General features: G+C 65.8%; 10 protein-coding genes. 5 read left to right on the top strand and 5 right to left on the bottom strand.

The features are described 5' to 3' along the window. The first annotated feature begins 144 nt into the window (after nt 1-144). From BLT75_RS10300 to BLT75_RS10290, 3 genes are read left to right on the top strand one after another with little or no spacing between them, the layout of a single operon-like run. Nucleotides 145-1,950, top strand: a complete 1,806-nt coding sequence (locus tag BLT75_RS10300) for an autotransporter assembly complex protein TamA (protein ID WP_093030669.1) — start codon at nt 145-147, stop codon at nt 1,948-1,950. Continuing rightward, the gene (locus tag BLT75_RS10295) at nt 1,950-6,041 is read left to right on the top strand and encodes a translocation/assembly module TamB domain-containing protein (protein ID WP_093030666.1); all 4,092 of its coding nucleotides are present in this window, start codon (nt 1,950-1,952) and stop codon (nt 6,039-6,041) included. Before BLT75_RS10300 ends, BLT75_RS10295 begins: the two co-directional genes overlap by 1 nt. A 4-nt stretch (nt 6,042-6,045) precedes the next feature. Then, entirely contained in the window at nt 6,046-7,836 is a 1,791-nt protein-coding gene (locus BLT75_RS10290; RefSeq protein ID WP_093030663.1) for a gamma-glutamyltransferase family protein, read from the top strand. A gap of 168 nt (nt 7,837-8,004) precedes the next feature. Here BLT75_RS10290 and BLT75_RS10285 read toward each other — a convergent pair whose 3' ends face one another. The 5 genes from BLT75_RS10285 to xylF form a co-directional block, all read right to left on the bottom strand. Continuing rightward, nucleotides 8,005-8,988: a Gfo/Idh/MocA family protein gene (locus BLT75_RS10285; protein ID WP_245706469.1), complete on the bottom strand. Its 984-nt coding sequence runs from the start codon at nt 8,986-8,988 to the stop codon at nt 8,005-8,007. Beyond that, entirely contained in the window at nt 8,985-9,908 is a 924-nt protein-coding gene (locus BLT75_RS10280; protein WP_093030660.1) for a glucokinase, read from the bottom strand. Before BLT75_RS10280 ends, BLT75_RS10285 begins: the two co-directional genes overlap by 4 nt. A 2-nt stretch (nt 9,909-9,910) precedes the next feature. Further along, nucleotides 9,911-10,690 carry an ATP-binding cassette domain-containing protein gene (locus tag BLT75_RS10275; protein WP_093030657.1) on the bottom strand — a complete coding sequence of 260 codons (780 nt, stop codon included), beginning with the start codon at nt 10,688-10,690 and terminating at the stop codon, nt 9,911-9,913. A 34-nt stretch (nt 10,691-10,724) separates the two neighbouring features. After that, the gene (locus BLT75_RS10270) at nt 10,725-12,023 is read right to left on the bottom strand and encodes a sugar ABC transporter permease (protein ID WP_093030654.1); all 1,299 of its coding nucleotides are present in this window, start codon (nt 12,021-12,023) and stop codon (nt 10,725-10,727) included. Between the two features lie 66 nt (nt 12,024-12,089). Further along, complete coding sequence (xylF, locus tag BLT75_RS10265) at nt 12,090-13,118, bottom strand: D-xylose ABC transporter substrate-binding protein (RefSeq protein WP_093030651.1); 1,029 nt, start codon at nt 13,116-13,118, stop codon at nt 12,090-12,092. Nucleotides 13,119-13,294: 176 nt separating this feature from the next. On the opposite strand from xylF, the gene BLT75_RS10260 reads away from it, so the two are divergent. Then, complete coding sequence (locus tag BLT75_RS10260; RefSeq protein ID WP_245706467.1) at nt 13,295-14,533, top strand: ROK family transcriptional regulator; 1,239 nt, start codon at nt 13,295-13,297, stop codon at nt 14,531-14,533. Continuing rightward, nucleotides 14,523-16,091, top strand: a complete 1,569-nt coding sequence (locus BLT75_RS10255; RefSeq protein WP_093030648.1) for a CRTAC1 family protein — start codon at nt 14,523-14,525, stop codon at nt 16,089-16,091. Before BLT75_RS10260 ends, BLT75_RS10255 begins: the two co-directional genes overlap by 11 nt. Nucleotides 16,092-16,136 lie beyond the last annotated feature (45 nt).

The following is a 16,136-nucleotide window of genomic DNA, read 5'->3' as shown; positions in this document are numbered from 1 at the left end:
ACCGCAGCACTACCATCCGTTGGAGCTGGGGGCGCTTTCTGCGTTCCTTTTGCTTAGGGGACTGTGTTATCCCCAAAGGACCTCGCGAGTCATCCTTGGGGGAAGGCCCGTGCTGTTGAGGCAGAGCTGTCTGGAGCCGGTTTGATGACATTCAAAGGCGCATTTTGTGCCCTGTCGCGCGGTCTGGCGGCCGCAGGGTTCTTGTTCGCCCCCGGTCTGGCAACGGCGCTTGAGGCGACGCTGACAGCACCCGGCGCACCGGAAGCCCTGACCAAGCGGCTGGAGCAGAGCTCTGCCTCGTTGTCGGCCCCCGCGCGCGGTCTCGATTCACCGCTGGAACTCCTGTCCTCGGCGCTGGCCGACTACCGGACGCTGGTACAGATCCTGTATGGCGAAGGGTATTTCAGCCCGATCGTTCACATCCGGCTCGATGGGCGCGAGGCCGCCAGCATCGACCCGATTCAGACACCGCCGCGGATCGACCGGATCGAGATAACCGTCGAGACGGGCCCACCGTTCCGCTTCGGAACGGCCCGGATCGGGCCCATTGCCCCCGGCAGCCTGGTCCCGCCCGAATTCGCAGCCGGTCAACCCGCCTCGACCAGGGTTATTCAGACGACGGTGCGCGGTGGGGTGTCCAGCTGGCGCGATGCGGGCTACCCAAAGGTCGAGGTCGGAGATCAGCGTATCCGTGCGCGCCACGCCGAGGCAGAACTGGACGCCGAGATCCGCCTGCTGCCGGGACCGCAGTTGCGGTTTGGCCAGATGCACATTCAGGGCGACACTGACGTGAAGACCGACGCGATCCGCCGAATCGCGGGCTTCCCGACCGGCGAGATATATTCGCCCGCACATGTGCAGAAGGTCGGCACCCGCCTGCGCCGGACAGGCACCTTCAACCTTGTGTCGATCACGGAACGCGAAACGCCCAACGCGGACGGCACGCTCGACTTCGACGCCACGTTCGAAGACCTGCCGAAACGCCGGATCAGTTTTGGCGCGGAACTCTCGTCGCGGGAGGGGCTGGACCTGTCGGCGGTCTGGATTCATCGCAACCTGCTGGGCCGGGCCGATCGCCTGCGCCTGGAAGCGACGGTGCGCAATCTCGGTGGAACCGAGGATATCGACGGCCGCATCGGCTTTCGTCTGGAGCGCCCTGATCGGCTGGGCCCGGACGACAGCATGTTCTATATTGGCGAGGCAGAGCGCCGCAACCGCACCCATTATGATATCACCCGCGCGGTTCTGGGCGTCGGCGCACGGCGCACCTTCTCGGACGAGCTCTATGCAGAGGCGGCGATCGGCCTCAACTATGGCGATGCGACCGACGCTTTCGGAAGCGGGCGCAAGTTCCGCTATTTCGGTCTGGATACCAGTTTCGAATGGGACAAGCGGGACGACAAGGTCAGCGCAACCCGAGGATTCTATGTGAGCGGCGGCCTGTTGCCCTTTGTCGGTATATCCGGCACCAAGTCGGGGGCCCAATTGGTGGCCGATGGCCGCGGCTACTGGGATTTCGGCACCGATGGCAGACTTGTGCTGGCCGGCCGGTTGCAGATCGGCTCGGTATTCGGTCCGTCCCTGTCCGAAATCTCGCCGGAGTTGCTGTTCTTTTCCGGCGGGGCCGGAACCGTTCGCGGTCAACCGTATGAAAGCCTGGGCATCCCCGTCGGGGCCAATACGGCCGGTGGGCGATCCTTTCTTGGCCTGTCCACCGAAGTGCGCGGCAAGGTGACCGAGAAAATCTCGCTGGTCGGCTTTTACGACTTCGGGATGGTCGGCGAGTCCGCTTTCGTCGGTTCAGGATCCGACAGCCATGCCGGTGCAGGTCTGGGCGTGCGTTATGATCTGGGCGGGTTCGGGCCGTTGCGGTTCGACCTCGCCTATCCGACCAGTGGCTCGACCGGCGACGGGCTTCAATTCTACATCGGGATCGGACAGGCGTTCTGATGAGACAGGTAACCTATCCCCTTGCCGTGACGCTGATGCTGACGACCTCGGGCCATGCCGTCGCGCAGAGCCTGGAGGAAAGCGGCGGCCTGCTGGTCGATTTCCTCGAGGACACGCTGTCGGGCGAGGGCCGCAACATCAGGGTGCGCGGCCTGTCCGGCGCACTGAGCGCCAAGGCCACAATCGAAGAGATCACGGTCGCCGATGACGACGGCGTCTGGTTGACGATCCGCGACGCGGCGCTGGATTGGAACCGGCTGGCACTGATCCGGGGGCGGTTCTCGGTCAACGCTTTGACGGCGGCGGAAATCCGCATCGACCGCGCCCCCCTGCCAGGCCCCGAACAGACCGAACTGCCTGACGCAGCCGCGACCCCGTTCCAGCTGCCGGAACTGCCGGTGGCGATCGAACTGGGCGAGGTCCGGGTGGACAAGCTGGCGCTTGGCGCGGCGCTGGCGGGCATGCCAGCCGATCTGTCCGTTCTGGGCAAGCTGACGCTGGCTGACGGAACCTTGGACAGCGCTCTCGATATCGAGCGGCTGGACCGTCGGGGCGATCAGATGCGGCTGGTCGCGGGCTTTACGAACGAGACTAGCCAGATCAAGCTCGACGTCGCGGTGACCGAGGACGCGGGCGGGCTGATTTCCACCAGCCTTGGCATTCCCGGTACCCCCGCCCTGCAACTGACCGCGGCGGGCGAAGGACCGGTGAGCGATTTCACCGCCGATATCGCACTCGCCAGCGAAGGGGCCGAGCGGGTGGCCGGCCAGGTCCGGCTGCAATCAACCCTGGCGGAAGCCGGCGCGGCGCAGCCCGGTACAGGCTTTACCGCCGATCTGGGCGGTGATCTGACACCATTCCTGGAGGCCGAATTCGATCCGTTCTTCGGCACCGAGACGCGGCTTTTCGTGACCGGGGTCAGCCATTCCGACGGCGCGCTTGACCTCGACGAATTCACCCTCTCCTCGCAGGCGCTGCGGCTCGAGGGCGAAATGGCGATGGCCGCCGGCGGCCTGTTGCAGCATGCCGCGGTGCAAGGGCGAATCATGTCGCCTGAAGGCGACCGGGTGGTGCTGCCGGTGGCCGGTCCGCGCATCACGCTGGAGTCGGCACAGGTTTCCGGGCTTTATGACAGGGCGAACGGCGACGGATGGGTGCTGAACCTGACCGCCAACGAGGTGGACACGCCCGAATTGCGGCTGGGCCGGGCCCGGTTCGCCGCCGAAGGCACGCTGACCACCGGACCCGAAGGCGCCCATATCGGCGGCGACCTGCAATCGATGCTTGCAGGGCTGATCTTTGCAGACCCGGCGCTGAACCGTGCCGTCGGCACCGCGATCACGCTGAACGGGCAGTTCGACCTGCCACCCGAGCAGTCGATGACACTGCGTGCCGTCGAACTGAAAGGCGCGGATTTCGCCGCGACTGTGGATGCGGTGATCGACGGGCTTACTTCGGGCTTTGCCATGGATGGAAAGGTCACGCTCGTGGCCGACGACCTGAGCCGCTTCTCGGATCTGGCAGGGCAGGCATTGGGCGGTTCGGTCAATGCCGAACTGACCGGAAAGGGCACACCGCTGTCGGGATCCTTCGATTTCGTGCTTGATGCCGAAGGTATGGATCTGTCCAGCGGCAGGGCCGAGATCGACCCGCTGATCGCAGGCCGCAGCACAATCCGCCTGGATGCCGTACGGGATGCCAGCGGCATGACGGTACGAGACTTCCGGCTTGACGCGCCAGCGGTCCGGGCCGAGGCGGCGGCGATGGTGACTCAGCCGGACGGGATACTCACTCTCGATGGCCGGGCACGGGTCGAGGCCCCCGACCTCGCCCCTTTCTCGGCCCTGGCGGGACGCGACCTGACCGGAACAATCGCGGCCGAGATGACGGGCAAGGCGACCCAGACGGGCGAGACCTTTGACCTTGTGCTGGACGTGGACGGGCGCGGCCTGTCGACCGGCATGGCCGAGATCGACCCGCTGATCGCCGGTCCAGTGACCCTGCATTTCGATGCAAGCCGCGACGGCGACAGTCTGAACCTGCGCAAGGTGACGCTGGACAGCCGCGCCGCAACCGCCGATGTCGAGGCCGAGATCACCGGCCTGAGCGGCGCCCTGGCCGTTGATGGCAAGGCCACAGTTTCTGCCCCGCGACTTGCGGTCTTTTCCGGCCTTGCCGGCCGGGATCTGGGCGGATCGGTTCAAGCCGAACTGAACGGTCGGGCACAGATTGCCGATCAAACCTTTGACATGCGCCTCGATCTGGATGCCACGGACCTGCGCGCCGGGATAGCACAGCTCGACAAGCTGATCGCCGGGCGCACGCGGCTGCATTTCGACGGTCTGCGCGATGGCGAGGGCCTCGATGTCCGGGCCTTCACGCTGGAGGGCAGTGCGCTCAGCGCCGATGCGCGCGGCTCGTTCCGGACGGCCGACAGCGAATTGCGCTTCAAGGCGGCCCTTGATGACTTGGCCCGCGTCACCCCCGCCGTTTCGGGACCACTGAAACTGGCGGGAACCGTGTCTCCCACTCCGACGGGCATCCGGACCGATGTGTCGCTCAACGGGCCGGACAGTTCCTTTGCCCGGCTTGACGGCACCGTCGACACCGATGGCACGGCGGACCTGAATTTCGACGCCGAACTGGCCCGGCTGGAACGCTTCGTGCCGGATCTGCCCGGCAGTCTGACGGCGCGTGGCACGGCGGATCGCTCTGCCGGGGTCTGGACGATCAGCGGGAGGGCGCAGGGCCCGGCGGGGATAACCGCCGAAGTGGCAGGCAGCTTCGACGAGACGAGCGGCCTGGTCGACATGACGACCAATGGTCAGTTGAGCCTGGGGGTGGCCAACAAGGCGCTCTCCCCCAACAAGATCGACGGAACGGCCCGGTTCGACGTGGCGATGAAAGGCACGCCGGGTCTGGCTGCGCTGACCGGCACGATCACGACATCAGGCACGACGCTGGCGATACCCGGGGCCGGGCAGACGATTACCGGCATCGGAGGAACGGTAAGGATCGCCGACCAGTCGGCGCAGATTTCCCTCAATGGCGGTGTGCGGGCCGGTGGCAGCTTCACCGTGTCCGGCCCGGTATCTCTGTTGCCGCCGTTTGACGGGCGCATCACTGTCGCGCTGAATGATCTGGTGATGACCGACAACCTGTCTTACGACAGCCGTCTTGGCGGCCAGATCACACTGTCTGGGCCGCTGACCGGAAACAGTTCCCTGTCGGGACAGATCAATGTCGGGGAGACCAACATCAACCTCAACACCGCCGGGGGCGCCGCCGGGGCGGCAGCGATCCCCGATATCGTGCACAGCCGCGAACCTGCTGCTGTGTTTGCAACACGCCAGCGTGCCAACCTGGTCGACACCGGCAATGGCGGCGGCGGCAATTCGGCAATCGCCCTGGACATCTCGATCGATGCGCCCGGACGGGTCTACGCACGCGGGCGCGGGCTGAACGCCGAAATGGGTGGACGGATCCACATTGGCGGCACAAGCGCAGCGCCGGTTCCCTCGGGTCAGATCGGGCTGATCCGCGGCGATTTCAACATCTTCAGCAGACGGCTGAACCTGACCAAGGGCATAGTCACCCTGCAAGGCGACCTGACGCCATTTGTCGAATTCGCTTCGACCACCACCACCTCGGAAGGGCAGGCCTCGCTTCAGATTATCGGGCCGTTGGACGCACCGGAGATCAAGGTAATCGCAGACCCCGATCGCCCCTCGGAAGAGGCGCTGGCGATGCTTCTCTTCGGCAACCAGTTTGCCGAGCTTTCGCCATTTGTAATTGCACAGATGGCGGCCTCGCTGGCGACATTGTCGGGGGCAGGCGGAGACGCCACCAAGGGTGTACGCAAAGCAACCGGCGCGGATACGATCGAGGTCGGCGCGGACACGGAAGGCAGGGCCCAACTGGGGGCCGGCGCCTATCTGGGAGAAAATCTCTACACCGATTTCACGGTCAACACGTCAGGCGATACCGAGGTGAACCTGAACCTCGACGTGACCGACAATCTGACGCTGAAGGGCACGGTGGACAATGCGGGCGACACCTCGGTCGGGATCTTCTTCGAACGGGACTACTGATCCGATGGAATTCACCACCCGCCCCGAGATCGCCGGCACCTTCGGCGTGGCCACATCGACGCACTGGATCGCCTCTGCGGTGGGCATGAGCCTGCTCGAGAAGGGCGGCAATGCCTTCGACGCCGCGGCGGCGATGGGGTTTGTGCTGCATGTGGTCGAGCCGCATCTGAACGGTCCGCTGGGCGACATGCCGCTGTTGATCAAACCCTCGTGCGACACGGTCCCGACCATGGTCTGCGGCCAGGGCACGGCGCCCGCGGGCGCCACCATTGCCCAATACAGGGCGCAAGGATTGCGGCGCATTCCCGGATCGGGATTATTGGCAACCGTGATACCCGGCGCCTTCGACGCCTGGATGCTGATGTTGCGGGACCATGGTAGCCTGCCCCTGCGCGATATACTGGAACCGGCCATCCACTATGCTCGCGCAGGTCACCCCACCCTGCCCCGCGTCGCCGCCACCATCGCCGGGCTGGCCGGGTTCTTTCGCGAGGAATGGCCCACCTCCTACGACACCTGGCTGCCGGGCGGTGCCGCACCGCAACCCGGCGCATTGATGAAGAACCCCGCGCTGGCCGACACCTGGACGCGGCTTCTGGCCGAGGCCGAGGCGAAACCGGGCCGCGAAACGCAGATCGAGGCGGCACGCGACGCCTTCTATCGCGGCTTCGTGGCCGAGGCGATCGACCGTTACCTGCGCGATGCCTGCGTCATGGATGCCGCCGGCGGTCGCCGCAAGGGGGTGTTGACCGGTCAGGACATGGCCGGCTGGCAGGCAAGTTACGAGGCCCCCATTTCGGCCCGGTACAAGGGCTGGACGGTCTGGAAGGGCGGCCCCTGGACCCAAGGCCCTGCCCTGCTGCAATCGCTGCAGATCCTCGACGGGTTTGATCTCGACGCGATGGATCTCCGCGGCGCCGATTTCGTGCATCTGGTCACCGAGGCAATGAAACTCGCCTTTGCAGACCGCGAGGCCTATTACGGCGACCCCGATCACACCGACATCCCCATGAGCACGCTCCTGTCGGAGAAATACGCCGAGGCGCGGCGCGCGCTGATCGGCGATGCGGCCTCGGTGGAACAGCGCCCGGGCCGGCTGGCGGGATTCGAGACCTGGACCGACGCCGCCCTGCGCCATGCGACCGAAGACTATGTCTCGGGCGGCGGCACCGGCGCGGGCGAACCGACCATGGCGCATCTGTCGCAGCGCCGGGGCGATACGGTGCATATCGACGTGATCGACCGATGGGGCAACATGGTATCCGCCACGCCCTCGGGCGGCTGGCTGCAAAGCTCGCCGGTGGTGCCGGGGCTGGGTATGCCACTGAACACGCGCGCCCAGATGTTCTGGCTGGACGAGGGGTTGCCCGGCTCTCTGACGCCAGGGCGCAGGCCGCGCACCACCCTGTCGCCCTCGATGGCGCGGGGGCCGGACGGGACCGAGCTGGCCTTTGGCACGCCGGGGGGCGACCAGCAGGACCAGTGGCAGCTCATCTACCTGCTGCGGCTGGTGCATGGCGGCATGAACCTGCAACAGGCGATCGACGCGCCGCTGTTTCATACCGGCCATTTCCAGGAGTCGTTCTACCCCCGGCCCGTGCGGCCGGGCCACCTGATGATCGAACCCGCCTTTGGCGAAGCGGTCATCACCGATCTGCGCCGGCGCGGCCACGCGGTCGAGGTGGCCGAACCCTGGACCGTCGGGCGTCTGACTGCAGCCAGCCGCAATTCCGACGGGCTCTTGCGCGCCGCCGCCACGCCGCGGCTTATGCAGGCCTATGCCATAGGTCGCTAGGATCCTGACCTTGGTTGGCGTGCCCCGGGTTTCGCTTCTTTCTGGTCCCAAATACTCCGGGGGTGAGGCCCGTCAGGGCCGAGGGGGCAGAGCCCCCTGCGCCGCCTCCGCGCCAACCGCCTGAAGCCCGCTGCCACGACCTGAACGCAGGGAATGCCCGCAAAAGCGTCAGGCGCGCCTGGCCCCCGCGTCATAGATCGCGTCGATCACCTCCTGCACGCGGCGCGACATCTCCAACGGAAATACCTCGCCCTCCCCTCGGGTGGCGCGCACGAAAGCATCCACCTGCGCCTCGTACTGGTTGACACCCGGGAACCGGAACACCTGGCGCGTCATGTTCTTCTGGTCGTGCAGCACGACCTCGTCAAACCCGTAGAGGCCGGCATTGAACGGGGTCGGCACATCGATCCAGCCGGTCTCGCCAAAAAACCGCATCGACTGATAGGCCGCCATCTGGGTGGCAACGTGGAAACTCAGGTCGAAGCCGCCGCAGCCGATCACCACGCGGGCGAAGATATCGGTGCCGAAGGCGGGTGAATAGTCGATCCGCGCCTCGGCCCATTGCATCTCGGCCCCGGTTGCCAAGAGCGTCGTGACCACCGGATAGACACCGATATCGGGCAGCGCGCCGCCGCCCAGTTCGGGCCTGTTGCGCATGTTGTCCGGGTCGGTGTTGTGATAGGAAAACCCTCCCGTGACCTGCCGCAGCCGTCCGATGGCGCCACCCGAAATCAGCTCGCGCACCTTGCGCCATTGCGGATGATACCAGACCATGAACGCCTCGGACACCACCCGGCCTGATGCATCGCGCGCGGCAATGATCGGGTCGATCTGGTCCGCCTTCAACGCGATGGGCTTCTCGCACAGAACATGTTTTCCGGCCTCCGCCGCGCGGATCGCCCATTCGGCGTGCTGCGCCGTGGGCAGCGGGATATAGACCCCGTCCACATCCGGATCGGAGAGGAGCGCATCGTAGCCGCCATACCAGCGCGGTGCCGAGAACCGTGCCGCCTGCGCCTGCGCGCGACCCGCGTCGCGGCTGGCGATGGCGTGGATCACGCCGGTTTCGGACCGCGCCATGGCAGGCATAACGTGTTCGCGCGCGATTCTGGCGGGCGACAGGATACCCCAACGGAACAGGGGCTTGGTCATGCGCATTCCTCCATCATCCGGGCGGCGCCGCTCAGCGCGGCGGCATCATCGGCGATCAGGCGCACCGGCACCCGATCCAGGTGATCGGCAAACCGGCCATCCGCCTCGAAGGACGACAGAAACTCCGCCCGTGCCGCAGAACCGAGGATACCACGCGCTGCGCCTCCTGCGAAATGGATGCCGCGAAACGGCAGGTACTGGAATACCAGTTCACGCGCGAAAAGACCAAGCAACCGCGCGGTCATCGTAACCGTGGCCGCGGCCCTGGGATCGCCGCCTGCGATGTAATCCGCCAGTATGTCCTGGCCGCGCCTGTCCTGCCCGGACAGGATATGGTGCAGCCGCGACAGACCCCGGCCCGAGAACAGGCACTCGTTGGTGCGAAACGTCCCCGCCGCATCGCCAAGCTGTGCGCGCAACTCTTCGGCAATGCCAAGCGGCAGGCTGGCATGGCCCATTTCCGCCTCGACCACGGCCCCGCCTTTCAGCAGGCAGGCGTTGAAGCCGGTGCCCAGACCCGCCACCAGCGCCTGATCGTTCGAGGGCTGCGCGGCACCTGTGCGGATCACGTCGAGTTGTGCCTCCATGAGCCCCGGCAGCGCATGGCCCAGCGCCACAAGATCGTTGATCAGCCGGGCGGGAATATCCCCCTGTCCCGGCAGCGCGGCCGCCAGCCCAGATTCCTCGAAGTGCCAGTTTCTGTTGGTCAATTCGGCGCGGCCCGCCGCGACCGGACCCGCGACCGCCACGCAGATTCCACGCAAGGCCGGCGGGTTGTGGCCGCGCGCATAGGCCGACAGCACCTCGGAAAACGAACCATAGGCATCGTTGCCGAAGCGGGCCAGCTGCGACAGTCGTCCGGACTGGGCCAGAGCCACGCGGGTATTGGTTCCCCCTACATCTGCCACCAGGACGGCCATGCTCACGCCTCGGCCTGGGCGCCCGGGTGCTTGCCCAGGATGATCATGCCCAAGAGATCGTCATCGGTGACCTTGTCCACATCCACCGTCCCGACCAGCTGGCCGTTCTTCATAACGCTGGCCCGGTCACAGAGTTTCATCACGTCATGAATGTCGTGACTGATCAGGAAAATCCCTATTCCCTGGGCCTTTAGCTGTTCGATCAGCTCGGCCACCATCTGCGTTTCATGGGGTCCGAGGGCGGCGGTGGGTTCGTCCATGATCAGGATGCGGGCGTCGAAATAGACCGCGCGAGCGATGGCGACCGACTGGCGCTGGCCGCCCGAAAGGGCCGAGACCGGTTCGTTGAACTTCTTGAAGTTGGGATTGAGCCGCCCCATGATCTTGCGCGTCTCGGCCTCCATCGCGTCGTCATCGACCAGCCCGAAGGGCGTCACCAGCTCGCGCCCCAGGAACAGGTTCGAGCTTGCATCGAGGTTATCGGCCAGCGCAAGTGTCTGATATATCGTCTCGATATTGTAACGCCTTGCGTCGCGGGGGTTGTGGATCTCGGCCTTTTCGCCGTTGATCCGGATCTCGCCCGAGTCCATCCGGTAGGCGCCCGAGAGGATCTTGATCAGGGTCGATTTGCCGGCGCCGTTATGACCCAGAAGGCCCACGACCTCGCCCGGATAGAGGTCGACGCTGACATGATCCACGGCATGCACGCCACCGAAGGAGATGCAGATGTCGCGCATCTCGACCAGAGGTGTACCGCGTTTTGACTGTTCTGTACCTGTCATGACGCACCTGTTGACCGTTTTGTACGCTGTTCCATCACGCGACTCCCGTCCGTTTGCGGTAGACAATGTCGATCAGCACCGCCAGCACCAGCACCGCGCCCACGACGATGTTCTGCAAGGGCGCATCGACCCCGACCATGGCCATGCCCGATTGCAGCGACTGCATGATCAGCGCGCCCAGGATCGCTCCGTAAATGGTGCCGAAGCCGCCGGACAGCGCGGTGCCGCCGATCACCGCCGCGGCGATGACGCGCAATTCGTCCAGCGTGCCGATGTCGTTGGAATGGTTGGTCAGACGGGCCGAGGCGACGACCGCCGAAATGGCGCAGAGCGCGCCCATAAGCGCGAATATCTTGACCGTCAGCAGGCGGGTGTTGATGCCGCTCAGTTCCGCCGCATCGGGGTTGCCGCCGGTGGCAAAGATGTAGCGGCCCAGCCGGGTGCGCCGCGCCAGCATGGTCATGGCGGCGGCGATGAAGATCAGCAGCAGCACCGAGATCGGGATGCCATAGGCTTCGGTATAGCCTTCGGGCAGGGTCAGGCCCTGCGCCTCGAAATCACGCTTCAACCGGGCGGCGGGAACTTCGTAGGCGTTCAGGATCGCCACAAAGCCAATGATCGCCGCCGAGATCAGCGCCGCCAGCACGCCTTCGGCCCAGAGCGGTTTGACCGAGAAGCCGTGGCGGATCTTGTTCTTGCGGCTGGTCCACAGGCCATAGAGCGCGGCAGCCAGCGCCAGCAGCCCGACGATCCAGGACCATCCCGCACCCAGCGTGCCGTTGATGCCACCGAACTGCATGAAGGTCGGGTCCAGCGGGCCGATGGTCTTGCCGCTGGTCAGGTACCAGCCGACGTTGCGCCAGACCAGCAACCCGCCGAGCGTCACGATAAAGGCGGGGATGGTCAGATAGCCCACCAGCCAGCCGTGAAAGGCGCCGATCAACGTGCCCACCAGGATGCCGAAGGCGATGGTCACCCAGGGGATCAGCGGATGACCCAGCCCGAGGCCCAGCATGTTGGGCAGGATCTCGGTCTGGGTCATCGCCATGACGGCCGAACAGGTGGCCAGCAGCGCGCCGACGCTCAGGTCGATATGGCGGGTGACGATGACGAACACCATGCCGGTGGCCATGATCGCGACCGAAACGGTCTGGATCGTCAGGTTGAAGATGTTGCGCGGTGTCAGGAAGCGGCCGCCGGTCACCAGGTCGAAGCCGATGCACAGGATCGCAAAGGCCCCGATCATGCCCAGAAGGCGCAGATCCAGTTCCAGCGTCCGTACAAAGGATTTTCTGGGTTGTGCCGGGGACAGCTCCGCCTCGGAATGAGTCATGGGATGTCCTGCGATTTTGGGGGTCTCACCCCGATGCAGGGTGAGACCGGTCGTGTTGGGAAAGGATCAGTTGCAGGGGGCGGGACCGTTGGTCACGCCCTGGCACAAGGCTTCCTTGGTGATCCAGCCGGCATCGACAACAACCGACAGGTTGTCCTTGGTGATCGGCAGCGGTTCGAGGAACATGGCGCTCATCTTTGTGCCGCCCGGCGAGGTCCAGTCGTCGGCGCCGCCGATGGCGTTCATCTGGGTGCCTTCTGCCAGCGACACGGCGATGCGCGCGGCGGCGCGGCCGAGGTCGCGGGCGTCCTTCCAGACTGAAACGGTCTGGGTGCCCTTGGCCACCCGGTTCAGCGCGGCATGGTCGCCATCCTGACCCGAGACCGGGATACCTTCCATGCCTTGCGCGGTCAGCGCCGCCACGACGCCGCCGGCGGTGCCGTCGTTCGAGGCGACCACCGCGTCGACACCGTTGTCGGTGGCGGTGAGGATCTGTTCCATGTTGCGCTGCGCGTTGGCGGGCAGCCAGCCGTCGGTATAGGCTTCGCCAACGATGGTGATGTCACCCTTGTCGATGGCGGCTTGCAGCACTTCCTGCTGACCGCCGCGCAGGAAATCGGCGTTCGGGTCGGTGGGCGAACCCTTGATCATGACATAGCGGCCGGTGGGTGCGGCCTCCAACACGGCGCGGGCCTGCATCCGGCCCACTTCGACGTTGTCGAAGGTCAGGTAGAAGGCGCGGCTGTCCTCGATCAGGCGGTCATAGCCCACGACCGGGATCCCCTCGTCGGCTGCGGCCTGCACGGCGGGGCCGATGGCTTGCGCGTCCTGCGCCAGGATGATCAGCGCGGTCGCGCCCTGCGCGATCAGGCTTTCCACGTCCGACAGTTGCTTGGCCGACGAGCTTTGCGCATCCGCCGAGATATACTTGGCGCCCTTGGCCTCAAGCTCGGCCTTGATCGCGGCCTCGTCGGTCTTCCAGCGCTCCTCCTGGAAGTTCGACCAGCTGACGCCCACGACGACATCGGCCGCCCAGGCCGCAGTTCCCAGCATGGCGCTGACGATCACCGCCGACGCGGTTGCATAGAGTTTCATTGTATCCTCCCAAAGTCATTTTCAGCCGCACGCCATTCCTTGCCTCGGGCGGGGCCGGTGCAACGATCGTGTGTCATTTTAATTTGTAAGTCAAATTAAATAAGATAGGCTTGTCTTGCCGCCAGTGTTCCGATCGGCCTTGGCCTTGCCTGCCTGGCTGGCTAGGATCGGGACAGATGGCAGGACCGCTGTTGGGAGGTGTCGCGCAAATGGCTGTAATGCAAAGGGAATACGGACGCCGGACCCTGTTGCGCGAGATCCGAAAGGCGGGCCGCATCCCCCGGATCGAACTCTCGGGCCTGACCGGGATCAGCCGCGCCACCGTCACCACCATCACCGCCGAGTTCCTGTCGGACGGCTTGGTCGAGGAGGTTTCGCGCGACGAGGGCGAGCCGGATTCCCGGCGCGGGCGGCCGCGGGTGGATCTCAAGATTCGCGGTGCCGCGCATCTGGTGGTCGGCGTGAAGATCTCGCATCACAAGCTGTCGCTGGTGCTTCTGGATTTCGAAGGCGAGCAACTGGCGACCGAGGAATGTGACCTGAGTCGCCCGGTCAGCAGCCCCGAGGAACTGGCCGCCGAGATACGGCAAGCCGTATCGCGCCTTGCCGGCCATATCGGTCGCGAACCGGGCGATATCTCGGGCATCGGCATCGGTATCGCCGGAATTGTCGAGGCCAACGACGGGTTCGTGCACTGGTCGCCCTCGCTGTCGGCGCGCAACGTGGAGTTGGGAGGGCTGCTGACAGGAATGCTGGGCGTGCCCTGTTTCATCGACAACGACGCCAACCTGGTGGCCGTGGCCGAACATACCTTTGGCCTTGGCCGGGACCACAGCGATTTTCTGGTCGTGACCATCGAAAGCGGCGTGGGTCTCGGCATGGTGATCGGCGGCGCGCTCTATCGCGGCACCCGCGGCTGCGGCGCCGAGTTCGGCCATACCAAGGTGCAGTTGAACGGCGCGCTCTGCCGCTGCGGCCAGCGCGGCTGCCTGGAGGCCTATGTCGCCGATTACGCGCTGTTACGCGAGGCGACGCTGGTCAGCGGGCAGGACGCCCATGCCGATCCGGCGAAACGGGTGGAAAACCTGCTCGACGCCGCCCGGGCGGGCGACGCCACGGCGCGCAGCATTGTTGACCGCGCCGGGCAGATCTTTGCCATGGGGCTGGCCAATCTCGTCAACATCTTCGACCCCGAACTGATCATCCTCGCAGGCGAGCAGATGCAGTTCGACCACCTCTATTCCGATGCGGTGATCGACACGATGCGCAAATCCATCGTGCAGGTGGACAAGGCCCCGCCCGAGGTGGTGGTGCACAAATGGGGCGACCTGATGTGGGCGCGGGGCGCGGCGGCCTATGCGCTGGACAAGGTGTCGGAAATGGCACTGGAAAGGCTGGACGAGCATGCGGCCTGAGGTCTTGTTGCTGGCACTGACCGCCGCACCGGCCCTGGCCGGTCCCACGTTCACGCCGGTGCCGGTGCCCGAGCATGTCTATGCCGGCGGGTGGGAACATTTCGTGGGCGGCGGCCTTGCCGTGTTCGACTGCGACGGCGACAGCCTGCCCGAGCTTCTGGCTGCGGGCGGCGAGAACCCGGCCACCCTGCTGCGCAACCGGTCAGACGGGGATACCCTGCGGTTCGAGGCGGACACGCCCGGGGTGCTGGCCGAACCGGGCATGATCGGCGCTTATCCGCTGGATATCGACGGGGATGACCAGATGGACCTGGCGGTTCTTCGGGTCGGGCCGAACCAGCTGTTGCGCGGCGGACCGGATTGCAGCTTTGCCCCGTTCGAGGGGCTGGGATTTGTCAGCGGTGACCGCTGGACCACCGCCTTTTCCGCCACTTGGGAGGCAGGGCAGAGCCTGCCGACGCTGGCCTTCGGCAACTATGTGGACCGAACCAACCCCAATGGCCCTTTCGGCACCTGCGACACCAACCTTCTCTACCGGCCCGAGGGCGACCGGTACGGCCCGCCCCTGATGCTGGAGCCGGGGTTCTGCCCGCTGTCGATGCTGTTCAGCGACTGGGCAAGGCAAGGCCGCGCCGACCTGCGGCTCAGCAACGACCGGCATTATTATGTCTCGGAAGGCGAGGAGCAGATGTGGGCGATGGAGCCCGTCCCGCGCTTGCTCGGCCCGGAAGACGGCTGGATCAGCCACAGGCTCTGGGGCATGGGCATCGCCCAGCGCGACCTGGACCGCGACGGAAGGCAAGAGGTGTTCCTGTCCTCGATGGGCGACCAGCGGCTGCAACAGATGACCGGGACCGGCGCCGGGTTCGCGGACGTGCCCTATGCCATGGGCACCACCGCACACCGGCCCTATACCGGCGGCGACGGCCGCCCCTCGACCGGCTGGCACATCGGCATTGGCGACGTACAGAACGACGGGCTGGACGATATCTTCATCACCAAGGGCAATGTCGAGCAGATGCCGGACGCCGCCATGGATGACCCCAACAACCTGCTGATCCAGCAACCGGACGGCTCTTTCGCCGAGACGGGCGACAGCGCCGGCATCGCCAGCCTGCACCGCGGCCGCGGCGGCGCGCTGGTCGATCTGAACGGCGACGGGAGGCTCGACATCGCCGTGGTCAACCGCCGCGCGCCGCTGGAGGTCTGGCAGAACGTGACGCCCGGCACCGGTGGCTGGCTGGCGCTGGCGCTGGAACAGCCAGGCCCCAACCGCAACGCAATCGGAGGCTGGATCGAGGTGGAGACGGGTCACGGACATGGCCACGGGCACGGGCAGGACGAGGCCCGGGAAAAATGGCACCTCCGCGAAATCACGGTGGGCGGCGGCCATGCCGGCGGTGCGGCGGGGTTCCAGCATTTCGGATTGGGCGACGCGGGCGAGATCGGGATCCGCGTGACCTGGCCCGATGGCACCAGATCGGAAACCATTCATGTCGGCCCTGATCAGGCGTTGACATTGGTGCGCAGCGCGATCGGGTTGAAGGTGCGGCGCTAGCCCCTTCTTCGTTTCTCAACTACTCCCGCCGGAGGCAAAGATTTT

The organism is Ruegeria marina (genome assembly GCF_900101475.1).
Taxonomy (GTDB): Bacteria; Pseudomonadota; Alphaproteobacteria; order Rhodobacterales; family Rhodobacteraceae; genus Ruegeria_B; species Ruegeria_B marina.
Note: the sequence above shows the minus strand (reverse complement) of the source record. Positions and strands in the feature narration are given on the sequence as shown.